Annotated in this window: 21 protein-coding genes and 2 pseudogenes; 12 read left to right on the top strand and 11 right to left on the bottom strand. The window is 58.0% G+C overall.

Annotation, left to right across the window (positions count from 1 at the left end; translation table 11 throughout):
* The first annotated feature begins 24 nt into the window (after nt 1-24).
* The 4 genes from BM062_RS12895 to BM062_RS12910 are packed head-to-tail and all read left to right on the top strand — an operon-like array spanning nt 25 to nt 2366.
* The gene (locus BM062_RS12895; protein ID WP_092397410.1) at nt 25-516 is read left to right on the top strand and encodes an arsinothricin resistance N-acetyltransferase ArsN1 family B; all 492 of its coding nucleotides are present in this window, start codon (nt 25-27) and stop codon (nt 514-516) included.
* Entirely contained in the window at nt 516-1409 is an 894-nt protein-coding gene (locus BM062_RS12900; protein ID WP_092397412.1) for a pseudouridine synthase, read from the top strand. The genes BM062_RS12895 and BM062_RS12900 overlap by 1 nt, the downstream gene beginning before the upstream one ends.
* 43 nt (nt 1410-1452) lie before the next feature.
* Complete coding sequence (locus BM062_RS12905) at nt 1453-1710, top strand: hypothetical protein (RefSeq protein WP_092397414.1); 258 nt, start codon at nt 1453-1455, stop codon at nt 1708-1710.
* An 8-nt stretch (nt 1711-1718) separates the two neighbouring features.
* Nucleotides 1719-2366, top strand: a complete 648-nt coding sequence (locus BM062_RS12910; protein ID WP_092397416.1) for an esterase/lipase family protein — start codon at nt 1719-1721, stop codon at nt 2364-2366.
* Nucleotides 2367-2398: 32 nt separating this feature from the next.
* Here the strand turns inward: BM062_RS12910 and BM062_RS12915 are convergent, their stop codons facing one another.
* From BM062_RS12915 to BM062_RS12945, 7 genes are all read right to left on the bottom strand, one after another.
* On the bottom strand, nt 2399-3205 hold the full coding sequence (locus BM062_RS12915; protein ID WP_092397418.1) for a hypothetical protein: 807 nt from the start codon (nt 3203-3205) through the stop codon (nt 2399-2401).
* Nucleotides 3202-3852: an adenylyl-sulfate kinase gene (cysC, locus tag BM062_RS12920; protein WP_092397420.1), complete on the bottom strand. Its 651-nt coding sequence runs from the start codon at nt 3850-3852 to the stop codon at nt 3202-3204. The genes BM062_RS12915 and cysC overlap by 4 nt, the downstream gene beginning before the upstream one ends.
* A gap of 289 nt (nt 3853-4141) precedes the next feature.
* On the bottom strand, nt 4142-5449 hold the full coding sequence (locus tag BM062_RS12925) for an MFS transporter (RefSeq protein ID WP_092397422.1): 1308 nt from the start codon (nt 5447-5449) through the stop codon (nt 4142-4144).
* A complete protein-coding gene (locus BM062_RS12930; RefSeq protein WP_254785059.1) occupies nt 5446-5898 on the bottom strand; it encodes a MarR family winged helix-turn-helix transcriptional regulator in 453 nt (150 codons plus the stop codon). Before BM062_RS12930 ends, BM062_RS12925 begins: the two co-directional genes overlap by 4 nt.
* A 179-nt stretch (nt 5899-6077) precedes the next feature.
* Nucleotides 6078-7223, bottom strand: coding sequence for an NHL repeat-containing protein (locus tag BM062_RS12935; protein ID WP_092397424.1), 1146 nt, complete (start codon nt 7221-7223; stop codon nt 6078-6080).
* A gap of 156 nt (nt 7224-7379) precedes the next feature.
* Nucleotides 7380-8570 carry a class C beta-lactamase gene (ampC, locus tag BM062_RS12940; protein ID WP_092397426.1) on the bottom strand — a complete coding sequence of 397 codons (1191 nt, stop codon included), beginning with the start codon at nt 8568-8570 and terminating at the stop codon, nt 7380-7382.
* A gap of 738 nt (nt 8571-9308) precedes the next feature.
* A complete protein-coding gene (locus tag BM062_RS12945) occupies nt 9309-11729 on the bottom strand; it encodes a WD40/YVTN/BNR-like repeat-containing protein (RefSeq protein ID WP_092397428.1) in 2421 nt (806 codons plus the stop codon).
* 425 nt (nt 11730-12154) lie between these two features.
* Here BM062_RS12945 and BM062_RS12950 point away from each other — a divergent pair.
* Nucleotides 12155-12445, top strand: a pseudogene (locus BM062_RS12950) (transposase); the annotation flags it as partial.
* 43 nt (nt 12446-12488) lie between these two features.
* Here the strand turns inward: BM062_RS12950 and BM062_RS12955 are convergent.
* Both BM062_RS12955 and BM062_RS12960 read right to left on the bottom strand, forming a co-directional pair.
* Nucleotides 12489-13063: pseudogene (locus tag BM062_RS12955) on the bottom strand (Tn3 family transposase); the annotation flags it as partial.
* A gap of 184 nt (nt 13064-13247) precedes the next feature.
* Complete coding sequence (locus tag BM062_RS12960) at nt 13248-15308, bottom strand: autotransporter outer membrane beta-barrel domain-containing protein (RefSeq protein WP_092397432.1); 2061 nt, start codon at nt 15306-15308, stop codon at nt 13248-13250.
* Between the two features lie 680 nt (nt 15309-15988).
* Here BM062_RS12960 and BM062_RS12965 point away from each other — a divergent pair.
* From BM062_RS12965 to BM062_RS25570, 5 genes are all read left to right on the top strand, one after another.
* Nucleotides 15989-16294 carry an ADP-ribosylglycohydrolase family protein gene (locus BM062_RS12965; RefSeq protein WP_254785062.1) on the top strand — a complete coding sequence of 102 codons (306 nt, stop codon included), beginning with the start codon at nt 15989-15991 and terminating at the stop codon, nt 16292-16294.
* 41 nt (nt 16295-16335) lie between these two features.
* Entirely contained in the window at nt 16336-17103 is a 768-nt protein-coding gene (locus BM062_RS12970) for an MBL fold metallo-hydrolase (RefSeq protein ID WP_092397436.1), read from the top strand.
* Between the two features lie 171 nt (nt 17104-17274).
* Nucleotides 17275-18342 (top strand): alpha/beta fold hydrolase, encoded by a 1068-nt coding sequence (locus BM062_RS12975; protein ID WP_092397438.1) that lies wholly within the window; start codon nt 17275-17277, stop codon nt 18340-18342.
* 274 nt (nt 18343-18616) lie between these two features.
* Nucleotides 18617-19495, top strand: coding sequence for an alpha/beta fold hydrolase (locus BM062_RS12980; protein WP_092397440.1), 879 nt, complete (start codon nt 18617-18619; stop codon nt 19493-19495).
* Between the two features lie 115 nt (nt 19496-19610).
* Nucleotides 19611-19766 (top strand): hypothetical protein, encoded by a 156-nt coding sequence (locus BM062_RS25570; protein WP_175500990.1) that lies wholly within the window; start codon nt 19611-19613, stop codon nt 19764-19766.
* A 118-nt stretch (nt 19767-19884) separates the two neighbouring features.
* On the opposite strand, the gene BM062_RS12985 is transcribed toward BM062_RS25570, so the two are convergent.
* Nucleotides 19885-20922, bottom strand: a complete 1038-nt coding sequence (locus BM062_RS12985) for a hypothetical protein (RefSeq protein WP_254785060.1) — start codon at nt 20920-20922, stop codon at nt 19885-19887.
* Nucleotides 20923-21957: 1035 nt separating this feature from the next.
* Here BM062_RS12985 and BM062_RS12990 point away from each other — a divergent pair.
* Nucleotides 21958-24318, top strand: coding sequence for a discoidin domain-containing protein (locus tag BM062_RS12990; RefSeq protein ID WP_254785061.1), 2361 nt, complete (start codon nt 21958-21960; stop codon nt 24316-24318).
* 15 nt (nt 24319-24333) lie between these two features.
* On the opposite strand, the gene BM062_RS12995 is transcribed toward BM062_RS12990, so the two are convergent.
* Entirely contained in the window at nt 24334-24717 is a 384-nt protein-coding gene (locus tag BM062_RS12995) for a hypothetical protein (protein WP_139220043.1), read from the bottom strand.
* Nucleotides 24718-24854: 137 nt separating this feature from the next.
* Between BM062_RS12995 and xth the strand changes: the two genes are divergently transcribed.
* Nucleotides 24855-25622 carry an exodeoxyribonuclease III gene (gene xth, locus BM062_RS13000; RefSeq protein WP_092397448.1) on the top strand — a complete coding sequence of 256 codons (768 nt, stop codon included), beginning with the start codon at nt 24855-24857 and terminating at the stop codon, nt 25620-25622.
* Nucleotides 25623-25661: the final 39 nt, after the last annotated feature.

Raw genomic sequence — 25661 nt, forward strand, 5'->3', positions numbered from 1 at the left:
CCCGTATAAGCTGAGTTTTTTGCCATGACCCATACAATCCGTCCGGCCGCCATTGCCGATGCCGCCGCCATTTGCGACATTTACAATCCTTACATCCGCGATACCTTCATCAGTTTCGAAACCGAACCGGTGACGCTCGAGCAGATAAAACATCGCATCCTGGATATCACCGCCAGCTTCCCGTGGCTGGTATGCGTCGAAAACGAACAGATCCTCGGCTACGCGTACGCCACCAAATGGCGTACGCGCGCGGCATACCAGCATGCGGTGGAGACTTCGGTATACCTGTCGCCTGACGCTGCCGGCAAGGGGCTCGGCAGCGCACTGTACCGGGCCTTGATCGCCGAGCTGCAGAAATTGCCGGTGCATGTGGTGATCGGCGGCATCGCCTTGCCGAATGCCGCTAGCGTCGCCTTGCACGAAAAAATGGGCTACGAAAAGGTGGCGCATTTCGCCCAGGTCGGCAAGAAATTCGATCGCTGGATCGACGTCGGTTATTGGCAACGGGTACTGTGATGGCGCCGCAACGCCAGCCGCTGCCGGTGGTCGATGGCGTTGCACCAAGCTATCTGTGGCTGCCGGCGGGCGAATGGCCTGATTTGCTGAGTTTCCTGGAACAGCGATTCCCGGCTGTCGGCAGCGCCACCTGGGTGGCGCGCATGGCGCGCGGCGAGGTGGTCGACGGCGACGGCGCGCGGCTGGCGCCGGACAGTCCTTACCGGCGCGGCGCCCGCATTTTTTATTATCGCGAATTGCCGGCCGAAACGCCGATCCCGTTTGAAGAAATCATCCTGTACCAGGATGAGCGGATACTGGTGGCCGACAAGCCGCATTTCCTGCCGGTGATCCCGAGCGGGCGTTTCCTGCACGAGACCTTGCTGGTGCGCCTGAAAAAAAAGACCGGGCTGGCCGACCTGACGCCGATCCACAGGCTGGACCGGGAAACCGCCGGCGTCGTGATCTTTTCGCACGACATGGCCAGCCGCGGCGCCTACCAGTCGCTGTTCCAGCAACGGCTGGTCGAGAAGACCTACGAGGCGCTGGCGCCGGCCGCGCCGGACCTGGCGCTGCCTCTGGTCTACCGCAGCCGCATGGTGGACGGCACGCCTTTTTTCCGGATGCAGGAAGTGGACGGCGAGCCCAATTCGGAAACCCGCATCGAGCTGATCGAGCAGCGCGCGAGCTGCAGTCTTTACCGGCTGCAGCCGCTGACCGGCAAGAAACATCAGCTGCGCGTGCATATGGCAGCATTGGGGATACCGATCATCAACGATGCCTTTTATCCCGACGCCCATCCATGCAAAGGCGATGACTTGTCGGCGCCCTTGAAACTGCTGGCGCGCGAAATCGCTTTCGCCGATCCGCTGGACGGACGGCGCCGCCATTTCGCCAGCCAGCGCGAACTGTAGACGAAGGAATGTTGGAACAGATGTCAAATACCAGGAGAACGCAATGAGATCAACCCGAGCTACGGCGGCGGTCGAACGTCTCAATGCCCGCAGCACCGATGTACGCTATTCAATGGTGAGGACCGCGGAGGAATTGTTTTACCTGACGCAGAACGCCGGCTTCGAAGCGCCGATCCGCTTGAGCGAAGCGCTGGAGCTGGACGATTTCGTCAAGTTCGTCAACGCTTACGGACCGCAAAAACCGAAGCGCATCAGCAAGCTGGATGTCGCTTTTGAAAAGCAGCTGCAAAAGAAAGATTAGCCGCAGCCATGGACGCCCAACGGCCCGGTAGCGCCGGCGTACACGCCATCCTGGTGCATGGCATGGGGCGCACGCCGGTATCGATGCTGCTGCTCGCCAAACGTCTGCGCGCGGCCGGCATGACAACCCATCTGTTTGCCTATTCGGCCGCCTTTGAGCGCTGGCTGCCCTGCGTCGAACGCTTGCGCAAATTCATTGCGGCGCGCACCGGCGACCAGCGCTTCATCGTCATCGGCCATTCGCTCGGCTGTGTCTTGACGCGGGCCGCATTGCCGCACCTGGCGCGGCAGCCGGAACTGGGCGTGTTCCTGGCGCCGCCGACCAAGGCTTCCAGCTACGCCATGAAGCTGGCGCAGTGGCGCCTGTTCAGGTTGCTGACCGGCGAGATGGGGCAGTTGCTGGCGCGCCAGGATTTCATGGATACCTTGCCGGTTCCGGATATCCCGTTGCGCGTGTATGCCGGCACCAAGGGGCCGCGCGGCAACTGGATGCCGTTCGGCGACGAGCCGAACGACGGCATCCTGTCGGTCAAGGAAGTACAGCTGGGGGAAATACCGGTGCAGCTGCTGCCCACCATCCACACGGTCATCATGAATTCGCGGCAAATGACCGACGACATCGTGAGGGCCGTGCAGGCCAGGCCAGGCCACGGCTGATTCAAGGAACCGGCAGGCTGCGCCTTTGCCGGCTACGCAGCTTCATACGCTTGACCTACCTCGTAGGCAGCGCACAAATCTGCAAGTCTCTCCGTGGCGTATCGATACAGCTGGTTGTCCAGTTGGTTTTGCCGGTTGAACTCCAGATACAGGCGTTCGCCGATTTCGTCCCTGATGCTATCTTCCCGGCTTGTCGTATCTGAGCGATTGACGTGTTCCGGTTGCAGCGCCAGCTGCGGGAAAACCTGGCGATATGCATGCTCGATAACCTCGAGCGATTGTGCGTATTTCTCGACTATGCCTATCGCTTTCCAGCTTTGCAGGAGCGCCTGTGCTTCCAGCAGGTCTGCATCGCTTGCCTGCGCAGCGAGTATGCCTTGGTCGGCAAAGGACGCTGAAGACAGATGGATGACCTGGTAGTTGCGAATCACGACGCCGCCCGGCGCGCCGGATAAAGCCCAGTCAAGGTAGTCTGCAAAAGTACCTGTCGTTGCTTCCCTGAATGGCTGCCCCGGATCCTTGCGGGTAAATTCGTACACTGAGCGAGCCCGTAACAGCGGATTCCTCAAGAAAACGATCGGCAGCGCATTGCCATGCGGCAGCGGCGGCCGCGCCAGATGGCTGGACAGCGCTCTTATCGCTGGATTGGCTTTCAGGAACTTGCCTATGTCCGCGCTCGTTCTCAGATCGTGCGCGTGACTGCCTTCGTAGGTCGTCCATTGATTTCCGAAATGCTGCTGCAGCGCCAGATCCAGACTGCTGCCTGCATTCTTGAAGATGTGGTAATGGATGATGACGGGAGGATTGTCATCCTCCCCGATGGAATGCGGATTAATCATTTCGACGATCGATCAAGCAGGTTGAGGAGGAGGCCGACTCCCGCCTCAACCGTGGTGGCGCCGCAGTCAATAACTGCGGTTGGGTGTTCTGGAGCTTCGTAGGGACTGTCGATGCCGGTCATGTTCTTCAACTGCCCTGACCTTGTTTTCCGGTACAAGCCTTTTGGGTCTCTTTGCTCGCACACAGCCAGCGGTGTGTTGATATATACCTCGATAAAATCGGCGTCGCCAATCAGCTCCCTGGCCATTTCCCGTTCCTTGTGAAACGGCGAAATGAACGCGGTGATAACGATCAGTCCTGCATCCATCATCAGTTTGGCGACTTCGGATATGCGGCGCATGTTTTCGGCGCGGCAGGCGTCGGAAAATCCCAGGTCCCTGTTTAACCCCGCGCGGACGTTATCGCCGTCGAGGATGTAGGAATGCCTGCCCATTGCGTGCAATTCCATCGCAAGGGCATTGGCGATAGTCGATTTGCCTGAACCGGACAGGCCGGTGAGCCATATGACCTTGGCAGCATGGCCGTTCAGTTTTGCGCGATCGGTCCGGGTCACTGCGAAGAGTTGCGGATGCAAATCTTCCGCCCGGAATGCCCTCTGCAGGGTCTCGCTTTCGACGACCGTCAGGTTGTTGAAACGACTACCCATAACGCCTCTTTTTTTTGCATGAATTTATGGAACGTTGCACAAAACGTCTTTGTATATATGATTTATACAGATTCTAGTGCGCAGGTTCTTGCAGTGAGGTAACGTTTCGTATCAGGTTGTAACTATTTGTGGATACCGAATGGTAATGGCGGGGCTAAGTTACAAAACGGTTTGTAAGCGGCAGGAAAGCGCTTGATATCGTAATTTGTTCAGGTGTATTGGCAGCAGTGGCGTGCCTGGCGCAGCCAGCCTGCTTCTTTCCTTGGCGAAGGAAAGAAACAGGGCGCTCTTAACGATTCGTTACAGGCATGGCCGGTATCAGGTCGCCGCCGGCATGGTGGCCCTTGATGCGCAACACCATCACCGCGGCGACGATGCAAGCCGCGCCCATCAATACCGACGACAAGGTGTAGCTGCCCAGGCTGTTGCGCAGCGAGCCGGCCAGCATGGTGGCGCTGGCGGCGCCCAGCTGGTGGCCGGCGACGATCCAGCCGAACACGATAGGTGCGGCCAGCCGGCCGAACACATCGTTGGCCAGGCGAACCGTCGGCGGCACGGTAGCGATCCAGTCGAGGCCGTAAAACAGTGCGAAGACCGGCAGCCCGAAATAACTGAGGCCGAAGGCGTGCGGCAGGAAAATCAGCGCAATGCCGCGCAGGCCGTAATACCAGAACAGCAGCACGCGCGCATTGAAACGGTCCGACAGCCAGCCTGACATGGTGGTGCCGAACAGGTCGAGCAGGCCCATGGTGGCGAGGATGCTGGCGCCGCCGACGGCGGAAATGCCATAGTCGCCGCACATGGCGATGAAATGCGAACCGATGTAACCGTTGGTGCTCATGCCGCAAATGAAGAAGCTGAAGAACAGCAGCCAGAAGTCGCGGATTTTCACCGCTTTCCCCAAGGCTTCGAAGGCGATGGATAAAGGATTCTTGGATTTGCTGGCCGTGTCCGGCGGCAGCTCTTCAAACTGGCCGTAGCGTTTCATGCCGATGTCCTGCGGCCGCTCCGGCAGGAACACTGCCACCAGCGGGATCGCCAGCGCCGCTACGCTGGCCACCAGGATGGCTACCGAGCGCCAGCCGAAATGTTCGACCATGTACGCCATCAAGGGCAGGAACACCATCTGGCCGGTGGCCGAGCTGGCGGTCAGCAAGCCCATCGCCAGTCCGCGCCGGGTTTCGAACCAGCGGCTGACGATGGTGGCCGCCAGCGTATTGGCGGCGACGCCGCTGCCGGCTCCCACCAGGATGCCCCAGGCCAGCACCATGTGCCAGGGCATGGTCATGAAGGTGCTGACGAAAGTGCCGACTGCCAGCAGCACCAGCGCCCCCAGCACGATAGGGCGGATGCCGTAGCGCTGCATGGCTGCCGCCGAGAACGGCCCGATCAGGCCGTACAGTGCGATGTTGACCGAAATGACGAAAGAGATGGTGGTGACGCTCCAGCCGAATTCATGTTCCAGCGGCAGGATCATGACCGACGGCGTGGCGCGGATGCCGGCGGCGGCCAGCAATACGAGGAAAGTGATGCCGACGATGATCCACACGTAGCTGAAACGTGTGCGCGACATGATGGCTTGTATGGTCTGGTTCATAAAATGGCGTTTTCGCTTTGTTCGAATTTCACGTTTGCATCATCGACCAGGCTCATCAGCGCATGATGGGTCTGGTCGCCCAATATCGTATTGATGACATCTTGCGCCTTGCGCCAGTTGGGTTTGGACTGCCGCCACTTGCGCTCGCCTTCCGCGCTCAGGCGGACGCCGAAGGAGCGCTTGTCGGTCAGCATCTCCAGCGGCAGGTCGACGGTCTCGATCCAGCCGGCGCTGATCAGGGGCTTGAGCGTGCGGCTCATGGTGCTGCGGTCCATGCCCATGTTGTGCGCCAGCGGGATCACCCCGATCGGACCGTATTTGCCGATCCTTGCCAGCAATGAATACTGGCTGATGGTGAGTTCGTCGGCGGCAAGATAATGATCGTAGATATTGGTCATCTTGCGCGTCAGCTGGCGCAGCGTCGTGCAGCTGCATTCGTTTTTCATCATGGGCAGTCCTTTTTGATGCATATGCATCCATGTATATGCATACTACAGATGGGGCCGGGGCAATGTCAACAGGCTTATCGCGTTTGTTGCGATTTGTACGCGGAGAGGAGCAGGGGCGGCGGAAGCCGCCCGCAGGGCTTGTTATTGAGGCAAGGCAGGCGTTGCCGGCGGGCTGTGCGCTAGAACTTGAAAAGGCACAGGCAGGATGAAGAACTGCCGCTGCTGAACAAGGTGCTGACCTGGCCATCGGTCGTCACTTTGCGGATCAGGTTGTTGCCGGTGTCGGCTACATAGATGCTGTTGGCCGCATCGGCAGCGATGCCCTTGGGCTGGTTGAAGCTGGCCTTGCTGCCGCTGCCGTTGGCGTCGCCCGCGGTTCCGGCCGCGCCGGCCAGGGTGCTGGCCACGCCGGTCACGGACACGGTGCGGATCAGCTGGTTGCCGTTGTCGCTGATGCGGATGTTGCCGGCGCTGTCTATTGCAAGGCCGTACGGCTGGCTGAAACGGGCGCGCTGCCCGCTGCCGTCATCGCTGCCTGAGCTGCCTGCGGTTCCGGCCAGGGTGCTGACGCCGCCGTTCTGGTCAATCTTGCGGATCGTGTTGTTGCCGGTATCGGCGATATACAGGTTGGCTGCGGGGTTGCTTGCGCTGTCGAGAGCGATGCCGCGCGGCAGGTTGAATTGCGCACGGGTGCCGGCGCCGTCGGAGCTTCCCTGGTTGCCGGCGCTGCCCGCCAGCGTCGTCACCACGCCCGCCGCGGTGATCTTGCGCACCGTGGCGTTGCCGGTATCGGTCACGTAGAGATTGCCGGCGGCATCGCGCGTCACGCCCCAAGGCTGGTTGAAGCGTGCGTTGCCCGCCGTGCCGTCATCCTGCCCGGCCTGGCCGGCGCGGCCGGCGATGGTGGTCACCAAGCCGGCGCTGGTGACCATGCGGATCGTATGGTTCTGGGTGTCGGCAAGGTACAGGTTGCCGGCTGCATCGACAGCGATGCCGCCCGGCTGGTTGAAGCGCGCCAGGCTGCCGTTGCCGTCGCTGCTGCCGCTATTGCCGGCGCTGCCGGCCAGCGTGCTCGCATCGCCGGCGGCGGTGATCTTGCGGATGGTGTTGTTGGCGGTATCGGCTACGAACAGGTTGCCGCCGGCATCGACGGCGATGGCGCCAGGCTGGTTGAAACGGACCTTGCTGCCGCTGCCGTCGGTGCTGCCGGCTTCGGTATTCGGCGTGGTTGCCTCACAGTTGGTCTGGCTGGTCCGGCAGCAGGCTGCGAGGGTCAGGGCCAGCAAGCAGAGGGAAAGCCTGGCGGGTAGTTTGGCAATTCGCATGTGGTCTCTGGTAGATTGACTCTGATATGCCTGATGACAAATCGATACGAGAATATTACCGGATTCCAAGGCTTTCTTGGGAGTAAAGTCGGCGCGGCCGGAATTGCGCCGCCGCGCCGCCAGCGCCAGCCGATTCGATTCCTTAGGGGCTGACGGTCAATTTTTCGATGCGGCCTCGCTATCCAGCCGGGTCAATATCCGGTACGCCGCAGTGACCCGCTGGTCGATGGGATAGGATTTATTCGCCAGGATCACGATGCCGATCTTTTTGGCCGGCACAAAAGCCACGTAGCCTGAAAAGCCATTGGTGGAGCCGGTCTTGTTGATCAGCACGTCTGCTTGCGGAGGCAGCGGAGGGGTGAGCCTCGCAGCTGGCAATTCGTCGTAGAGGGAGGTGGTGGCGTTGCCTGCCAACAGCTGCTTCAGTTCTAACGGATAGGCATATTGTTCCCAGATCAGGTCCTGCGTAAATTCTCCCGAACCGAAATATCCCGTGTGCGTGCCGGTGATTGCGCGTTGCAATTTCGCTTCAAGCTTGATTGCCTGCATGTTGGCGCCGATGAAGCGGATCAAGTCGGCCGAACCGGATTTCACGCCGTAGGCTTCAGACGCCAGCACGCCTGGATTCACCCTGACCGGGACATCTTTTGAGGTGTAGCCTTGGGCATAATCCTGCATCTGGCCGGCTGGCACATTGATATAGCTGTGCGTCATTCCCAATTCGGGGAAAAGCTTCTTTTCAATAGCGTCCTCAAAAGACATATCCATGCTCTTGGCGGTAATCATGCCGAGCAACCCGATACTCAAATTTGAATATTTCCTGTATGTGCCGGCGGCATGGGCCGGCTGCCAATGCTTGAAATAATCCATCAGCTGTTCGGTATTGCCGATATTGTCCGGGACTTGCTGCGGCAGGCCGCCGGCAGTGTGCGTTCCCAAGCTCAGCAGGCTGACATTGTCAAAGCTGCTGCCGCGCAGGGACGGCAGGTATTTGCTGGCGCTGTCGCTTAACGAGAGCTTGCCGTCGACCTCGGCATAAGAAGCCAGCGTTGCCGTGAAAGTCTTGCTCAGCGAGCCGATTTCAAAGAGCGTCTTGTTGGTAACGGGTTGCCGGGTTTCCTTCGACATGACGCCATAGTTATAGAAATAATCCTGGCCATCGATGGTGACGGCGACCGCCATGCCCGGGATGCCGTAGCTCTGCATCAGCGGCTGGATGGCGCTGTCTACGGTAGCCTTGATGCCGGACTGGTCGAGGCTGGCGGCGGCACAGCTGCCGGCGGCGAGAATACAGGCTGAAAAGGACAGTAGTTTCAATTTGCTCATGGTTTTTTGCGGATATCGCATGAAGTCTTGTGAAGACGGAAATATCCCCTGTTGGCGGATTATCCACAAGCGAGAATAATTTCGGCAAGGCTAAAGAAAATCTTATGGCTCTACTTCATTGCCTGCTTGCGGTAACATCGTCGTTAATCAAACAAGGATCTGGAAATAATGCAAAAAATTGCGACCTGCAATTTCAACTGATGCGCCGCACTGTTTTTTAACGTTTCAAAAATTCCAAAATCCCTCCGCCCCTCTTGTTTTTGTGTCTCCTAATGTGTCAGGATACGCCGCTATATCGCGGCTAATCTGGGTACTAAAATCAGCTTTTCCCCGCTCACACTATCCCGCTCAGTGTTACCCCACCGCGTGCGTCGTTTTGCGTCTCACTCTCGCAACGTATTTTCGCCCTGCGCCGGCGGGTTTCTGCTATGTGCGTCACTTTCGGAAATTTGAGTCGAAACCGCCCAATTTAGCGGGCAGGCGTGGCGGGGGATGACTGCGCGCGCCGGCTCATGGTGTCGGTTCAATCCTCTAGTTTGGCTCATTAACTGAGGTTCTACGCCCAAACCGGCGGAAATTTCAGAATCCCTTTTTTCTCACCGTTCCAACAGCTTTTGACCGTCTTGCCGTAGCACGCCATCTGGGCCAAGATGCCCGGCGGATTGCGCCAGGGCGTCAACCGCGCCAGCGTCGCTATCCAGCGACCCAAAATAACAAGGGCGACCGCAGCCGCCCTCGTCCACCCGCGATCAGGCGATCTTAATTGGAATACAGCAAGCCGCGGCCCGTGCCGCTGACGTAGATCCGGCCGTAGACGTTCCAGTCAGCCGTCATCACGCCGATACCGCCAAACTGGTGGGTATCGTCGTTAAAGCGGGTCCAGGTGCTGCCTGCATTGTCGGACTCCCACACGCCCCACTGGCCGTTGATCACGCCTACCACGTAGATTGCGGCCGAGTACGGCGCGCCAACGGCTGCCTTGCCCAGGGCCACCACACTGGCGCCCTGCGCGTCGGGCGAGCCGTTGCCGTTGCTGAAGATAGACGCGAAGTTGTTGAGCTTGGTCCAAGTGGCGCCCGAGTCGACCGAGTGGTACACGGTATCGCCGTCAGCCAGCCAGACATCGCCCTCGACGTTCGGATTGACGGCCATCGAGGTGGCGTGCCACGGATTGGCGCGCAGCCCCGCCGACACCGAGCCCTGGCTCAGCGTGAAAGTATGGCCGCCATCCGTCGAGGCATAGACCCTGCCTGGCGTTCCCGACCACCATACACCGCCCGAATCGTAGGCGTAGACCTTGTTCGGGTTCTTGCGGTCCACCGCAAGCCGGTAGGCGCGCGTCCAGCCGCCGAACACTGTCAGCGCGGGGAGATTCGTCGCCGTCCAGCTGGCGCCGTTGTCGGTGGTGTAGGACGGCACCGCATTGGACGGCGCCCAGATCGCCTTGTTGCGTGCAGTGACAACGATGTTGGACGCTTCGCGCCCATCGGCCGCGGCGCCGGCAGGCAGGGTGGCGAAGTTCGCCCACGTGGCGCCGCCGTCGCCCGACCAGTACCCGTATCCTGCACCGCCGGACCCGTTCGTGGTGGCGACAGCGGCAATGTATTGCGGATCGGACCAGCTCATGTCGGCCGAATTGCCATTGGTCCAGCCCGTGGTGGGACCTTTGGCCGGCATCGTCGCGAGGTCCGTCTGGACCCAGGTGCCGATGTCGCCCGCGCTGCTGATGAGCTTGTACGTCGCACCGGCTGGCGGGGTGGTGACGGCCAGGATGACAGTCTCCTCGATGCCGTTCACCTTCAGGGTCCAGCTCGGTGTCGCCGACGAGGCGTTCATCGTCTCCCAGACGCCGGGGCCGTCAAGGTGCATGATGTGGTCGCGGTTGTTCGGATCGATCTCGACGTCATCGTTCCAGCCCCAGTACCCGGAGGTGGTCTGCGTGTGAGGCATCTGGGACTCGATTTCGCGCCAGGTGCTACCGGCGTCGTCGGACAACTGGGTGATCTTCTGGCCGGGGAAATCGGTCCAGGTATCGGTCACAGCCAGCGCGACGCGAGTGCCCGGGCCGCTGCCGTAGACCGACACGCCGCCGTAGCCGCCCGTGATGGTGGTGCTAAGCAAGGTCCAGACGCCGCTAAGACCGCTATACTTGTAGAGGTAGCCGGGACCGTCGCCGCCCGGGCCTGCGTTCTTGTTGAACACCACGTAGTACATCCCATCGGCGGCGCGCGCGAAGTGCGGAATGTAATACCCGGCGACCGCGGCCGGCACCGCCACCGGCGTCCATGAAGAGCCGCCGTTGCTGGACCGGTAGAAGGTCGAGGTCAGGCCCGCCGCGTTGGCGTAGTCGGGAGCGACCGCAGCCCACATGTTCCAGGTCGTCTGGCCGCCGCCCACGTTCCCATTGTCGAAGATGATCTGCTCGATGCCGATCGCGGTCGAGTTCATCGTATAGGAAGACAAGCCCGTGACCTGCGCCCAGGTGTGGCCCGAGTCCGCGCTCTTCCACAGGCCGGCATTGCGCGAACCGTAGAACATCGTCGACGGATTGGTCGGATCGAGCATCAGGCGCTCGCCGATCGCCCGACCCTCACCGTTGCCGTTCACCGTGAACGGCAGGCTGACCCACGTCCAACTGTTGCCGCTGTCGCCGGAAATATACAGCCGACCATTGCCGCCATTGCCCCCGACCAAGTAGACGAGCTGGTCGTTGGTGGGATCGAGGGCGATGCTTTCGACGTCGTGGAAGGCGGACTCGGCCTGGCCGAAACGCAGGCCATCGGTGATGGGCGCCCATTGCGACGTGGTCTGGTTCCAGCGGTAGGCGCCGCCAACGTCCGTCCGGGCATACAAGACGTTCGGCGACGTCGGATGATAGATCAGGCCGTCGACATAGCCGCCGCCGCCCCACTTGACGCTGGTCCAGGTGGCCGCCGCGCTGCCGGTCGAGCTGCCACCGGATCCATTATTTAGCGTAGACCCCGTGCCGGTTGGCGTAGAGCCCGTGCCGGTTGGCGTGGAACCCGTGCCGGTTGGCGTGGAACCTGTGCCGGCTGAAGTGGTCCCCGTGCCGGTTGAGGAAGAGCCTGTTCCGGCATCACTCGTGCCGCCACCACACGCGCTGAGTATCAGGCAGGCAGAGATCGTTATAAAGAATTGTTTTTTAAAAAGAGATGTCATATTTTTCGCATGCGATAGTTGTCACAAGGAAACATGTCAGCACTATCCGTGCCACGTCGAATACCGAACACGCAGTAGAACGAATTCAGGCGAAAAGGCCGAAGGTGATTCGAAGTTGTGCCACCAGGATATGGACAGAAAGTTAATCGAAAAACAAAAAAAATGACAAATTTTGTTAGCGCTAACACCGACTGGACAGTCTCGTTTAACTTGAACAGGCCCGAATCACTGCACTCAAAATTCGAAACAACGAAAATCCAGTTTGTTCTTTTGCTTGCTGAATTGACTCGGTCAGTTTGAACCGCCCGCCATACCCTAGCGAAGGCTGCCTCTCTATCGTAATATCCCTCGAAATTCAAATCCCGCAGATCCTGATGGATCTGCTGCGGCGAGCAACGCTGTATAAGCAATAAAGGGAAACGTATTCCTGGGCACACCAGTGCAGTGTGAAGCTACAATTTATTCGGCCAGGAAAACCTATCGAAAATGCCTACATCGAGAGCTTTAATGGACGATTGCGCGAAGAATGTTTAAACCAGCATGCGTTTCGCAACCTGCAAGAGGCCCGTGAACGCATCGAAGTATGGCGAATTGATTACAACTCGGTTCGCTCGCACAGTGCCCTTGGGCAAATGGCCCCGGACCAATTCCGGCAATTGCATCACACTGAAAACAGCGAAATTACTAACTTGCGATTGGTGCACTCAGCGGGGTAAGGTCAAAACCGCTCAATTTAGCGGGCAGGCGTGGCGGGGGGATGACTAATCGCGCGCATTGGTTGCTGATTTCGATCTCAATGTCGGTCCTTCCGGTCAGCTCCTTCGTGCCACCGACTTGCGCGATCGCCGAGTGCAGCTGATGGTAGGATTCGATGCGGTTCTGTGAACGGTGCTGTTGCGTTGTAGCTTTGGGTCGCGCAGGTACCGCAGCGTGCAGATGCTGCGCACCAGCCGGTCGTATTCAAAGATCGCCCGACGCGTCGGGTTTGCATCGGTGTAGGTGCTTAGCTAGCGGATCAGTGTGCCCTGAGTTATCTCCTTTAACCCCGGGGTGGCGACGACGCAGTCGATGTTCTCTTTTTCATCGAGGATCGTCGTCAGGTCGATTCGTCCTGACGGTTGGATGAGGCAATGCTCGTACAGCGCAGGATCGGCTGCGCAGTAAATTTCGCTAAGTTGTTCATTGAGATCGGTGAAGCGTGGCTCATAGCGTAGCCCGAACCGGCGCAGGATCGCGAAATTCACTTTGTTCAAGCTGCGCATGTTCCCGGTGATCGCGGTTGGCACGATGTACGACGTGTTGCGGTACCAAAGGGCGAACACATGGTGGGCCTCGACTAATAGAATTGGGGATAATTCTTCCCGCCGACTAGTATCGAGCTACTTCCATTGGGAACCGCCAAGACGTTAAGAAAATAGTCTTAGTCATCCGCCCCCAGTCGCATAGGTACATTCCATCGCTGGCTGGCTCGAACAATAACTTGCCTCGGTGCCGGCTAACAATGTGCTAGTTGCAGCTTTACCTCACTGTCGCATACAAAACCGCTCCATTCAACGTGATGTCGACGGCAGGCCCAGAACTCGTAACATTGCTGAAAGAACCGGTGATGCCGCCACCGGCGTCGATCAATGTAAATTTCTGGCCGCTCGTGAAAGTGCCGCTGAAGTTTAACGCCAGGACACCACCCAAAACAACCGGGCCGGCTACCGTCAGATGGCCGTAGTCGACGCCTTTGCTGGTACCGTTGATTGGCAATGTCAAAGAACCGCTTGCGGTTTGTTGATAACTGCCGGCCAATGTCAGTTCAAATTGCGTGTTTCCCAGACCGAGGCCGGCATTATTGGTCAGGTTCCCGCTGCCGAAAGCATTAGCGCTGGCCGCCAGCACGCTACCGCTGTTGATGATGGCAGCTCCGCTGAAGCTGTTGTTACGCAAGGTAGTGCTGGCTGTACCGTTCTGCAGAAAAGTCCCGCTACCGCTGATATTGGAAAGTGTGATGGCGTCGGTTGTGTTTTGAATAATCAGGCTGCCGTCGTTCACGATGCTGTCGGTCGATGCGCCACCGGCCGACTCTGCCGTCAGCAAACTGCTGTCGCCGTTGTAAGTTGCCTGCAACGTTGTGCTCTTGACGTATTGTTGAGTCGAGCTGTTGTAGACCAATTTGTCGTAGTTCAAAGGCTGCGGCGAGCCAGCTCCCAATCGTAAAATTGCCTTGGCACCGATGGTTGTAATGCCGTTGTAATTTTGCGGCTGGCTAAAGGTAACATCGTTGCCGGTCGTCGACATGATGGTGACATTACCCGTCCCTGTACTGCCGTCCCGGTCAGGGCCGCCGCCGCCGCCGGTGATACCCGCGTTCAGCGAGACCGGACCATTGTAGTTCAAGGCCAGGGTGCCGCCTCGATGCAGGTTGATATATGCATTCTTTGCTCCCAGCGCCGGACTCACCGCGAACGGCGACGGCGCGGATGGCAGGAAAAAGTCGTGCGTCGTGCCGTCTCCCCACTGGACCGTGCCGCCGCTTTCGATATTGATGCCTCTATAGCTGCCGTCGTTGCCATTGACGTCATTCGGGCCGCCGCGGTAAATCACTTTCGCCAGATTCAGGCTGGCGTCGCTCAAACCGGGGTTGAGCAGATTAGGGCTTCCGTGCGGGCTGTTATCCGTGTGGCTATAAACGCCACGCATGATGATTCTCGAATTGCCGATGGGATGGAAATTGATATCCCCGCCAAAACTCGCCTCGTAGATATTCTGCGTGACAGTCACAACGCTGTTGGGCGCACTCCAGACCAGCCACGACCCTTCATTGACCACTGCCTTGGCGTTGGATATCGATGGGCTGACGTGATTCGTCCCGAAATCCTGTCCGGCGCTCAACGCCAGCACCCCAGAGAATGGGTTGACGCCACCCATGGAATTGCCGCCCCAAGCGTTCGGCAATTGTGAGATAGAGCCGCTGCCGCTGATTTCACCCAGCAAAATGAACTGGGCACTGTTCAGCACGATAGCGCCATTGTTGAGAATGTTGTTGAGATTAAGCTCTCCATTAACCACACTTGCCAGGTTTTTACTGTCCGAGGTGGCGATAATATTCGGCGAGTTATCTGCGCTCGTATTGCTGCCGATTTGCAGCGTTACGCCAGGATTGATAGTCAGCACAGGAGGATTACTCCCGGTAATGCTCAGAGCATATCCCATACCAGGATAGACGGATTTCGTCACTGTCTCAATCTGGCGACTGTCGGGTAGCATAAATGTGCTGGCCTGAGTGAGGACAAAAGTGCTCGGATGGCTACTGCCTGCGGCAGGATTTAAGAGCAGCGTTCCTTGGCCCGAGATCACTCCAGTATAAGTAGTGACGCCGGCTGGTAGATTGATAACGGAGTCGGTGCTAAGCGCGATGTTCTGATTGGCGAGGATAGCCGCGGTAATATCGACAACCGTCGTTGTGGTGTCGGCGTTACTGTTGGTCTTGCCGCTCGTTGTACCGCCATCGCCACCGCCGCAGCCGGCAGCTGCAAGAGAAACGATCAGTGCAGCAAGGCAGTTCCTGGTCAAAAAATGTGGGGTAGGCATGAGAAATAAAAATAAACGAGTTGGATAGAAAGATCGACACCGAAATGATTAGTAGGCCGCATTGTGAGCGGGCTATCGATATCATTTCTCCAGCACTTGAAGAAGAATGAAGTCAGATTAGCCTTTAGTAGCCTTACTCCTCCTGCATTGTGTCTAATGAGCGGCTCAGGTGACGGAACTGAGATTGTTTTACAAGAAAGAAAATCTATTTTTTTTCGTTATTCTGATTCCCTTAAAGGGCGTGCTGACAATAAGGATAACCAAGCCGACAAGCACATAGCCGCCACCCCCGACCGAGAACAAAATTTCCCACAATAGTATTTTCTTGAAGCCAGTCCTTAAAGAAAATTGTAGAGTGCAAAAGCAATAAACGGGCCTGGCAATATAATCAAACCGATTACCATCAATTAATAACCAAATCGGTTGGTCAGAAAACACCTTGGTTTTTTAATCGCTCATGATTCGATTCCTGCTGCACGCCCCGTCGATGTGATCCAATCTTCTTGCAATGGCTCCAACGTGATCCAGGATCGGCAGCGAGTCCGTTGCCCCTCGCCAGGAATGTATGAGCAAACCACGCAGAAAACGATTGCCGCATTTCGCGCCGGAAAGCAGTCAGCAAAAAGGGGGAATTGATCGATGAAATCAGTTTCATTCCGTCACAACCAAAATTAATCGAATTGGCAAGCGGATCTTTTATCGCTAAAACTGAGACGGAGATTCGAGGCACCGGATACTGCGTCGATTCATTAGAAGCCGCATTGGGGTGCTTTTTCAATACGGACAGTTTTGACGAAGCAGTATTACGAGCTGTTAACTTGGGCGACGACGCCGACACGACAAGCACAATCATCGGACCGATTGCGGGGGCATATTCGGGTCATTTCCGGTCTGTCGCATGCCCAAGATTGAATCCGGCTATCTCATGCCGAGTTCGCGTCTTGCTGATTGGCGCCAAGTTGGGATATAGTTCCATGCGGCAATAATGTGCTTCTTGCCATATTTTTTGCAAAGGATTTGATCTTCAATGAAAGTTGTTCTTACCTTAATTGGTGGCCCGACCGCATTGATCGAGGTTGCGGGCTCAAGGCTCCTGACCGATCCTACCTTCGACGAACCGCAAGCCTATGATGCGGGTACCATCACCTTGGTCAAACAAACCGGACCAGCAACGGATCCAGCGTCGCTACTTCCGATTGACGCCGTGCTGCTCAGCCATGACCACCACTGGGACAATCTCGACCACTCGGGGCGGGCCTTCCTCAGCCACGCACCGCGCGTGCTAACCACGCCAGCCGGCGCATCCCGGCTCGGCGGCAGTGTCGAGGGGCTGAAGACATGGGAAAGCGTCGTGGTTCACGGACCTGAAAAGAAAGGCGTACGCGTAACAGCGACTCCCGCACGGCATGGCCCCGTGGGCATCGAACCCGTCAGCGGTGATGTCGTGGGCTTTGTTGTGACTCCTGAAGATTCCAGCGGGAGCATCTACGTATCAGGCGATACCGTTTGGTACGACGGTGTCGCGGCTATCAAGGACAAGTTCGACATCCGGCTGGCGATTCTTTTCACGGGCGCGGCGCAACCGCGCGGCAAATTCCACATGACCATGGGCAGCAACGACGCCATCGAGTTTGCGCATGCTTTCCCGCAAACCGATATCGTCGCCATCCACAACGAAGGCTGGGAACATTTCATTGAGAGCCAGAGCGAGCTCGCCCGATCTTTCGCAACGGTGGGCCTGGCAAGCCGGCTGACGAGCCTTGAACGAGGCGTTCCTGTCGCGTTTGAGATTTGATGACTGACGGCCTGGGTATGCCCAGCGGATGCATTCATCGCCCAGTTCCTGGCGGCAGGCTCAATGTTCACAAGGTAATTGTGTCTACGTACTTTTCCATGGCCAGCAAATCAGGTGTGATGCGACGAGGTAGCTCAATCTCGACAATTTTCGATAAACGAAAGGGAAAAAATGAAATCGCAATTAAGCCAGCGCGGTGTTTTGAGAATCGGCTCACTTATATTGGCGGTAATGACGTGCTCCTGGCTCCCCGTAAGCGTTCAGGCGCAAGGCAGTTTGGAGACGTCTGCGAAGACCGGGACAGAGATTCACGGTAACGGGCAGTTTGCTCCTTCGAAATTTGGCAAAATATATTATGAAACCGAGGGTTCCGGTTCGCCGGTCTTCCTGGTCGCCGGCGGCCCCGGTTCAAGCCATACCTCATTTCACCCTTGGTTTTCGCGGCTAGCCGCTGAACACACCGTTGTGTATCTGGATAACATAGGCAGAGGCCGGTCAGATAGATTGGAGCCGCAACGCTCTTCGGAATACACGGTAGAACGCGACGCGGAAGACATCGAAGCTCTGCGCATCGCGCTCGGCTATGAACGAATCTCAGTAATCGGTCATTCATACGGCGGTATGCCAGCGCTCGCCTACGCATTAAAGTATCCGCAACATGTGTCCCGGCTGGTCTTATCCGACACCTTGCTCAATGCACAGAGCTGGCAACAGAATATCGACAGTGTAAATTTCACCGCGCGCAATCAGTTTCCCGAGATATGGGAGCAACTGATGCAGCTCCGGACGCGCGGGGTTAAGTCGAGCGCCGATGAATATGAAGATCTGTACGGAAAGACCGAACTCGACATTTACTGGCGCGATCCGGACATGGAAAGCAAGCTCTATCAATCCGGCGACAAGGCGGACGCCTCGAATTCCAACGTGTACCTTAGTTTTATAGGCGACGATCCGGAGTGGCAGGTGGGAGGCACCATGAAGCGCTACGATCCGCGCCCCCGCATGCAATTCCTCACGGTCCCGACGCTGATCTGCGTCGGCCGTTACGATCGTGTCGGCACGCCAAAGATAGCCGGTGAAATCAAAGCAGCCTTGCCTGCCGCCAGCAGCAGGCTGGTTGTCTTTGAGCGCAGCGGACACCGGCCCTGGGTGGAAGAAACGGATGCGTATTTCAGTTTGCTGAAGGATTTTTTTCCAATTGAGGACGGCAATACGGTGCCGAAGTTAAGCGTGCAGTAGTCAATAACAATACATGCAGCCACGGACCGTATCACATACGTTAGGTGCGTGTTAGCTTGGATGGCCTAGGCGAGGCCGACACGCTCCTAATAAACAAATGTAAGTCACACAGGCTTTCAGTTTTCAGGCCGTTAGCGCTGGTAGGCTTATCCAGAAGCCAAGGACAGTAGCACGACACTCGAGGGAGTCGTGACCCGAAGAACTGGAGCGCCCACCGCACGCGAGGTAACGCTTTCGCAGCCATCTTTCACAGTCACACCTTTCTGGAGTCTTGATGAACATTCCGCAGGTCACACATTGCCGTGTTGATGTCGATGGCGTCCAGGTCTTCTACCGGGAAACAGGGCCAAAGGACGCCCCCACCTTGTTGCTGTTTCACGGTTTTCCGTCCGCATCGCATCAGTACCGCCGATTGATGGATGCATTGGGCGATCGCTATCACCTGATCGCGCCGGACTACCCTGGCTTCGGTCACAGCGACGCCCCGCTGCCTTCCACCCTGGGTGGGCCGTTCACCTATAGCTTTGACCGGCTGGCGGACGTGATGGAGGGTTTCTGTCGCGTGCTGGGACTGGATCACTTCGTGGCTTACCTGTTTGATTTCGGCGCACCGGTGGGCTTTCGGTTGGCCGCAAGGCATCCGGAATGGATCGAGGGGCTGGTGATCCAGAACGGGAACGCTTACACGACAGGCTTGAGTCCGATGGCGCAGGAGATGACCGCATTGCGACCTGGTGTGAAAGGTGCTGAGGACAGCGTGTTGAATATCCTGACGCTTGAGATGACACGAAGCCAGTATTTCACTGGTGCAGCGAATCCGGAGCACATCGCGCCCGACGGCTGGACACTCGACCAGCATTTTCTCGATCTGCCCGGACGGGCGCAGATCCAGATCGATCTCGCCCTGAATTACCACTCCAACGTCGCGCTGTATCCGCAATGGCAAGCATGGCTGCGTACACACCAACCGCCGGCACTGATCCTATGGGGGCGCCACGATCCGTTCTTCCTGGAGGCCGGTGCACGGGCCTATCTTGACGACGTGCCGGGCGCCGAACTACATCTACTGAATACCGGACACTTCGCGCTAGAAGAATGCCTCCCGGTGATCGCGCCGCTGATAGCAGATTTTGTTGAACGCATCCACGCATGAGGGCATGCCAGTCAGGAGGTGCATCGCGAACCAAGCATTCATCTCATCCAGCCCTCGTTGCAGGCTTCTGCATCATTCGTTCAAAGGTTTCCGCGGTCGTAGACGACACCGCACAATGAACACGAACATGAAACGGTTCGATCTCGCCATTCTTTTGTCGCTCGCAGCCTTATGGGGAGCTTCCTACCTGTTCATTCGCACGGGCGCTGAACAGTTCGGAGCAGTGCCGCTGCTGCCGTCCTTTCTCACATGGCGCCGCGGCCTGCGTTAGATGCGCACACACTGGAAGGATATTGCGCTCGTCGACATCACCAATTCCACGTTACCGTTTGTGCCGTTCAGCTTTGCGGCATTGACTATCCCGGCCGGTCTTTCGTCGATGTTTACCGCTATTTGAGCGGCGTGCCCCCTGCATTGCGATAGGCGATCGTCTTCGCGAACAGGTTGCCGCCGTCGGTTTCAGCCGTGGTCGACAGGTCCGATCCTTGGCCGAACATCAGAGCCCCGACATGGGCGCTCGCGACCTGGCCCATGTGCGAGAACAGCCAGTCCACCTTGTCGTCCTGGTAGTGGTAGTCGGTGTTGTTCTGTGCCATGTTACCGATCGGGATCTGCCAGACGACGATCGGGTGGCCGACCGCCTCGGCCATCTGTTTCCAATAGGCGAGTTGCGTGGCCCACTTCTGGTCGCTCCAGAATGAGTTGCCATTCCCCTGCTTGGCGTTGAGTCCGGCGTCCGTGGATTCAACCTCCCCGACGAGGAAGTCTGCACCCTTTCCCCCGAGGGTCACGTAATCTTTGGCACATTTATCCACGTTGCCGGGCCAGTCCCAGCAGGTGAGGTGCAGGCCGACGGCCGTGTTGGGAGCGTACTTGCGGGCCATTGCGATCAGGCAGTGAGCCAGACCCGCCACAGTGTTCGCCTGGTCTCCGCAGTCGGTCGGATTCGCAGCCGTCACCTGCGCCGGGTCCTGGTCCAGAGGGCCGTACCCTCGCGCGAAACCAAAAAAATCGGGTTCAAGATCGATCATGTCGTGCGAGGTGCCGATCTTCTGGAGGAAGAAACGGTAGTCGTTCAGGTATCTGGTGAGGAGGTCGACCTGGTTGACCGCCGTCACCTCGTCCTGCCACTTGTTCACGGGCGCCAGGAGGCCGAGTTCAAACCATGTCCACATCACTGTCTGCGGAGACGATTTACCCAAGTAGGTGGCCTGCGCAGCGCGGGCTTCGACGGTGGGGATGAGCCCCCCGATGCTACCGCCCGCGCATCCCCACCAGTTCGTCCCATTCGGGCAGGACGTCGCCGTGTACAGGTCGCTCGACGGTGCCGGCGGACTGACGACGTATTGGTACTGAGCGTCGAATGGTGCGGCAACCGAAAGAGCATCAATCGACGTTCTTCCGATCAACACCGTGCTCTTGCCCATGAAAGTGACATTTGGCGTAGAGCCCGTGCCGGTTGGCGCGGACCCTGTGCCGGCTGGCGTAGACCCCGTGCCAGCTGGAGTGGCCCCCGTGCCGGTTGAGGAAGAGCCTGTTCCGGCATCACTCGTGCCGCCACCGCACGCGCTGAGTATCAGGCAGGCAGAGATCGTGATAAAGAATTGTTTTTTAAAAAGAGATGTCATATTTTTAGCATGCGATAGTTGTCATGCGGAAACATTATCAGCACTATCCGTGCCACATCGAATACCGAACACGCAGTAGAACGAATTCAGGCGAAAAGGCCGAAGGGGATTCGAAGTTGTGCCACCAGGATATGGATAGAAAGTTAATCGAAAAACAAAAAAACTGACAAATTTTGTTAGCGCTAACACCGGCCGGGCAGTCTCGTTTAACTTGAACAGGCCCAAATAACTGCACTCAAAATTTGAAACAACGAAAATCCAGTTTGTTCGATAGACCCTGTTCCACAGCATGATGGCGACGTCACCAGGTTGAAGCCGCTGGCCCGGTAGCGCTGCGGCTCAAAGCCGCGGTCACGGATTTCACCCAGATCAAAATTTGTCGGGTTTTCATCCTTCAGTCAAAGTTACTTCAGGGTTTCGGCATGTTCTTCTGATTCATCCGGCTTCATATTAGGAATTCGATATGGCACGGATAGTGCTGGAGGTGTCACCCGAAGATGGTTGCGCACGTATCGACTCCGCACCTTATTACCATTCGAAATTCCTTCTGGAAAAATAATTTTTCCTCTTTTGACAAGATGAAAAAATTATTCTTACGGACACCTTTTTCCTTTGAATAAAATGACTTTTTTTTTGAAAAAACAATTTTTTATAACGATCTCTGCCTGTCTGATACTCAGCGCTTGCGGTGGCGAACCGATGGGAAATACCTCTGTGGAAGGCGCCCAAGTGGGAGGCGCCCCAGCGAGAGGCGCCCCAGCGGGAGGTGCCACAGTGGGAAGTACTTCGGTGGGAGGTGCTCCAGTGGGAAGTACTCCGGTGGGAAGTGCTCCGGTGGTCCGCGTTATCAAGCATCCAGGCGCTCCACTCACCCTCTCGGATCTCCAGACTCTCAAGGCGTACGTCGATCAGGGCAAGGAGCCGTGGAAGTCTGCCTACAACATGTTGGCGAATGACGGCACGGCCCATTTCACCTACCTCATGTCAGGCCCGTTCGCGAAAGTAAGTCGCGCCCCCGACGAGCATCTTTGGCCCTGGCGTAAGGACATGGGCGCGATCTGGAATCTTTCGCGGATGTGGTATTTCACCCAGGACGAACGATACGCGAAGAAGGCGCGCGAGGTCCTGCTTGCTTGGGCCAGCACCCAGACTGAGTTTTCGGGTCGCGAGTCGATGCTCGATCTGGGCGATTACGCTCTCCAGGTCGTGGGCGGCGCGGACATCCTGCGCGGCACATGGCCGGGCTGGACGGAAGCCGACACGGCGATCGTCAAGAAGTACTTCAAGGACGTCCTGATGCCGGCATCGAATCCCTATGGTGATAGCTCCTACGGGGCAGCCAACAAGGGCGCACTGGCCCTCACCGCTCTTGGACTGATGGCGATCTACAACGACGACATCGAGGCATTGGACAAGGTCGTCTATCAGGCTCGCACGCTAGCCCATATCGGACTGCGCAATTCCAACGACATCGGCATGCTCGGCGACTACCTTCGCGACCAAGGACACTCCTACGGGCAGCTCAAGTCGCTGACCATGCTCGCCGAGGCGCTCTGGAGCCAAGGCATCGACATCTATTCCGACTTTGACAACCGCCTGCTGGCGGCGGGTGAGTATTTCGCGCGGGTGAACGAACTCGTCCCGACGACCGCCCTTCCTTTCGGCACCACCGATCGCTACTACCTCACCGACGTCACCAATCGCGGCTGGAACGGCGCCAATGGCGGAAACATAGCGCTCAATCAGATTTATGGCGCCTACGTCCTCCGCAAGGGTCTCCAGGCACCCTTCATCGCGCAGAGACGCCTCTGGATGCCGGTGGACGGCACCAGCTTCATGTTCCTCAAGGATTCCGACACCTCGAAAGCGACGCCGCCGCCGGCGCTGCCCATTCCTTCGGCCGCCTCGATCACCTCGGGGTTCAACGATGTTGACTTCGGGGGCGCCACCCCAGCCAGCATGGCCACATACGCCAATGGCAAATGGACGGTTCAGGGAGCAGGCAACGACATATTCTGGGGCGCGCAAGACGCTTGCCACTTCACCTACAAGGCCATCACCGGCAATGCCGCCATCATCGCGAAAGTCGAGTCCGTCCAGAACACCAGTCCGGCCGCAGTGGCGGGCGTGATGATGCGAACAAGCCTGGAAACAGGCGCTCCCCGTGCCTGGATGGCCGTTGCGAACAACGGCCTGGCCAAACAGAGCATGCCGAAGCTCGCGGTGTATGGCGGCACGAACTATGGGACCAAGGCCTTCAACATCGCCAGTTCCACGCCCTCGTACTGGGTGAAGCTCGAGCGCATCGGGAATATCATTACCGGCTACGTTTCTCCCGATGGCACCAATTGGGCTGCCACCGATGTCGGCCGTATCGACGCCCCTGTTCCCGAAACGATCTATGTTGGTCTGGTGGTCGCCTCGGCCTCCTGGGGTACCCAGAACAGTTCCACCTTCAGCAACGTGCAAATCACCGGTGGCGACGGTGGTGCGCCCAGCGTCGTTCCCGCGGCGCCCGCCATGCTTCTGGCCTCGCCGGGCGATGGTGCCGTGCCGCTGCGCTGGCAGGCGTCCTTTGGGGCCACCAGCTACACGGTCAAGCGCTCCGCCTTCAGCGGCGGCCCAACCACAACCATCGCGTCGGGTGTCACGGGCAGCAGCTACACGGACAAGTCGGTGATCAACGGCACGACCTACTACTACACCGTCACGGCGACCAACGCCGCCGGCACGAGCGATAATTCTGCCGCGGACAGCGCTACGCCGGAGCGTCCGATGGTGAACGTCGCCACCGGTGGCGCCGCAAACGACAGCGCAAGCAACGCGGCCAATGCCAGAAGCGCCTTCGACAAAAACTCGGGGACGGAATGGTTCCACCCGGGCGTGAGCGGCTGGCTGCAGTACGACCTCGGCCACACGGAGCGCGTCCAGCGCTATGCGGTCACCAGCTCCAACGACTTGGTCCCGCGCGATCCGAAGGACTGGCAGTTCCAGGGCTCCACCGACGGCTCTACCTGGACCACGCTCGACACCCAAAGCAACCAGGTGTTTGCCACACGCTTAAAGCTGAAGAGCTACACAATCGCGAATCCGGCCTCTTATCGCTACTACCGGCTCAACATCACAGCCAATAATGGCGATAGCACCTTTACGGATCTCGCCGAAATTGGGCTGTTCGCGTCCAAGCTGCAGTGAAGCCGTAGCGCCGATTCAAGTGCACATGCCGCCATGCGACCGGCGAAATCGACTTGAGCGGCGCCAACCTCTTTCGTTGCCGCTAGCCGCCGTCGTTCCGAGCAAGACTCCGAGTCGGACTGTCACCGGATCGTCATGCTGGGCGTCACGAAGGGCAGCGACACGGTCCAACTGATCCGTGCGCCGGTCGTCAATCACCAGTTGTCGCCTCGACGCATCGGCTTCCGTATTGGGGGCATCGAGCTTTGCCGCCATCGAGATACGGCTCAATCGCAATGCCGGACAATCATCCCTGCATCGCCTTCCATTGACGATAGCAAGCGCCGTGGTGACTTTCACCCGTTCTGCGGCGATTACCACGGTATTACCGCCGGCAGTATCGATGCTCTGATAACCCATGCCCCTGCCAGGTAGCTGGTGCGGTAACATCGTCATTTGCAAAGCCGGGTAAGCATACCCGGTATCAAATGGGTAGCTAGAAATAGAAATTGAGCATAAAACCCATTGAAGCCTACGTAAAATAAGGATTTTAAATAATGCAAAAGATTGCGACCTGGAACGTCAACTCTCTGAAAGTCCGCCTGCCGCAAGTGCTGCAATGGCTGGCTGATAATCCTGTCGACGTATTGGCCCTGCAGGAAACCAAGCTGACCGACGATAAATTTCCCGCGGCGGAAATCGAGGCGGCCGGCTACCATGTGGCGTTCAGCGGCCAGAAGACCTATAACGGCGTGGCCATCCTGTCGCGCCATCCGATCACCGACGTGGTCAAGAACAATCCCCGCTATGAAGACCTGCAGCAGCGCATCATCGCCGCCACCATAGACGGCATGCGGATTGTCTGCGCCTATATCCCCAACGGCCAGTCGCCCGAATCGGAAAAATACCAATACAAGCTGCAGTGGCTGGATGCCTTGCACGACTGGCTGCAGGACGAATGCCGGCAGCATCCGAAGCTGGCCTTGATGGGCGACTACAATATCGCGCCGGAAGACCGCGATGTCCACGATCCTGCCGCCTGGATCGGGCAGAACCTGGTGTCGCCGCCCGAGCGCGCCGCTTTTGTCCGCTTGCTGGGGCTAGAGCTGACCGACGCATTCCGCATGTTCGAACAGCCGGAGAAACTGTTCAGCTGGTGGGATTACCGGCAGATGGGATTCCGCCTGAACCGCGGCATGCGCATCGACCATATCCTGCTATCGCCGCCTTTGGCAGCGCAGTGCACGGCGTGCGTCATCGACCGGGTGCCGCGCAAATGGGAGCAGCCGTCGGACCACGCGCCGGTGATCGCTACACTGGGTTAAACAATTCGAGCGCAGAAATAAAAGCGGGGTGCCGGCATT

It is taken from the genome of Collimonas sp. OK412 (genome assembly GCF_900112135.1).
Lineage (GTDB): Bacteria > Pseudomonadota > Gammaproteobacteria > Burkholderiales > Burkholderiaceae_D > Collimonas > Collimonas rhizosphaerae.